We start from the raw sequence: 2,504 nt of genomic DNA, 5'->3' as shown, positions 1-2,504 counted from the left end.
GCAGCATCCTTTCGGGACACAAAATTTACGGTCTGGCCGGCAGAGCCAATCAGTTCCAGACCGCCGAGTAATCTCAGTCGCAACATGGGGGCGATCGTCCTCAACATTTGTGAACAACGAGGTTTCCTAACATACCGCGCCGCGCACGAACCAGCGCACGCAAATGGTGTTCTTTTGACGTTTTTTTGCCGTTGTCGGGACGCTCGCTCAGACGTTCCGCCAGCATCCTTAGCATCGTCACCGGTTGCGGGATGACCGTCGCGGTGCCGACGGCACCAGATGCCTGCTCATGAGTAAGGATTGGTGAGATGACACAGATGCAGGTCAATGACGCGGTGTTGGAACATAATCGAAAGGCTGCCGCCATGTGGAGCCAGGGCGGGCGCGCCTACGATGCCATCAGCTCCGGCATATCCGAAGGAATCCGCCACGGGGTGGCTAGATTGGCACCGGCGGCCGATCAGGACGTTTTGGATATTGCAACCGGAACCGGCTGGACCGCCCGCCAAGTGGCGAAATTGGGCGTCAAGGTAACTGCAGTTGATATCGCCGATGGACTGCTGAGCGCAGCGCGGGCATTGGCCGCCGAAGAGGGCGTAACCGTTGAGTGGCGTTTGGGTGATGCGGAAAAGCTACCACTGGCGGATGCAAGCTTCGACGCTGCCATCTCGACGTTCGGGATCATGTTTGCCAGCAATCAGGAGGCTGCTCTGGGGGAACTCTCGCGTGTTGTCAGGCCGGGAGGTCGCATTGCTGTTGTTGCCTGGGAGCCAAACACGAATGCCGCCGCATTGCGCCAAGTGGTGGCGCCCTTTATGCCGGAAGTGCCTGCTCCGAAGACACCTCCGCCCTCGCCGTTCAATTGGGGCGACCCTGATTGGCTGCTTAGCGCATTGGGCGATTATTTCGACCTGAGACATGAGAAAGGTGAACTCTTTCACCGCCTCAGCAGTCCGTCGGAGGCTTGGACACTGTACAGCTCGGGATTTCCGCCTGTTCAAGCCGTTGCTGGCGCACTAGCTCCCGCCCGTCGCGAAGAGATGCGCTCGGCGTTCGAAGAGTGGGTTGGCACGTATCGGACCGACCTCGGCGTGGCTATTCCATTCCAGTACCTCGTGACCATCGGGATCAAGCGGTAAGCGCGCGATGGATTGTTGGCTTGATGACTGCGCCAAGTAAGATGGAGGAGGCCGACTATGGATCTCTCGACGGTAGATGAACTCCTTACGACGACCAGAGCTGTGCGCAAGCGCCTGGACCTAACCCGACCGGTTGAGCCTGAGGTGATCGAAGAATGTCTGGATCTGGCAATCCAAGCACCTGTTGGCGGGTTCATTCCCAGGTATCATTTCGTTGTGGTGACCGATCTGCATAAGAAAGCGCGAATAGCAGAAGTTTATAAAGCGACTTATTACGGCCCTTATCTGAGCAGGCGGGAGAAGACGACGAAGGCGTTCCCAGACAGAGAGGAACGTTTTCTTGAAGTCGCAGGACACCTTGCAGACCATTTGCATGAGGTTCCGGTTCACGTCATTCCCTGCGTTGAAGGACGCTCGAGCGATCCATCGGCATTCGTACAGGCGTCGCTTTACGGACAGGTCCTGCAGTCGGCATGGTCCTTCATGCTGGCGCTGCGATCACGAGGTCTGGGTACCTGCTGGACGACGCTTCATCTCGCCCATGAATCTGAGATCGCGCAACTCCTTGGGATTCCGGATAGCGTTACTCAGACGGCCCTTATCCCTGTCGCCTATTACACTGGCCGAGACTTTCGGCCAGCGCGCCGGATTGATGCCCGTCAGAAGACATCGTGGAACTCATGGGATACCCGTCGTGTCCAATCATAGCGCCGAAGTGATGCGAAATATGCCTTTGCCCGGACGCCGACGTCCGCCATGCGTTGGGCGAGGTCGGTCGTTGAAGGTTGACCCGGAGCGGTCCCGGCGCTGCCAGAGTTCTCAGTTCGATGCTTCAAACGCCAAACGCGTTCGCCATTCGCCGAGCGCCCAAGGGTGCATCTGCGCCAAGGCAGCATCACCTCATGTTGCGGCGGGGTGTCGCACCTGTTACGCTGCCCGAACTCGCTCGCTCCGGTCTCTGCCTAAAGACCGGCTTTTGACACTTGCAAATCCGTTCAAGGAGCTCAAATCGTGCCGTTTCAGAAAGTATTGAGGCTCTGCCTGGCAGTCATAACCATTGCTGCGGTTGGACTTGCAGCCCAAGCTCGAATGGCTTCAGCCGACTACAAAAACGCGCTGAGTGGCGTTTCTCAGGTGAAGGCCATTTTTGATGTTAGTCAAGGCTCTGCGTTTATGCTCAACGTGGTCTTTTGGGCAGTTCAGGATGTTTATAACGATGGCACTGTGAAAGGGTTGTCAAAGCCGCCGCAGGCTGCCGTCGTCTTTCACGGGCAAGCCGTCAAGTTGCTTTCGAGCGACAAAAAGCATTACATGCAACAGAACCAGGAAGAGGTGAAAAAATTCCAGGAGACGCTTCGAAAAATG

3 protein-coding genes are annotated in these 2,504 nt (G+C 56.9%); all 3 read left to right on the top strand.

Features of this window, described 5'->3' with window-relative positions:
- Positions 1-308 precede the first annotated feature (308 nt).
- Positions 309-1,139, top strand: a complete 831-nt coding sequence (locus tag AC33YF_RS13660; protein ID WP_491777763.1) for a class I SAM-dependent methyltransferase — start codon at positions 309-311, stop codon at positions 1,137-1,139.
- A 57-nt stretch (positions 1,140-1,196) separates the two neighbouring features.
- Positions 1,197-1,847: a nitroreductase family protein gene (locus tag AC33YF_RS13655; protein ID WP_491777762.1), complete on the top strand. Its 651-nt coding sequence runs from the start codon at positions 1,197-1,199 to the stop codon at positions 1,845-1,847.
- A 303-nt stretch (positions 1,848-2,150) separates the two neighbouring features.
- Positions 2,151-2,504 (top strand): hypothetical protein (locus AC33YF_RS13650; RefSeq protein ID WP_491777761.1); only part of this gene is annotated, 354 nt, incomplete at its 3' end.

It is taken from the genome of Methyloceanibacter sp. (assembly GCF_058506495.1).
This window is presented reverse-complemented; position numbering and strand designations above follow the sequence as displayed.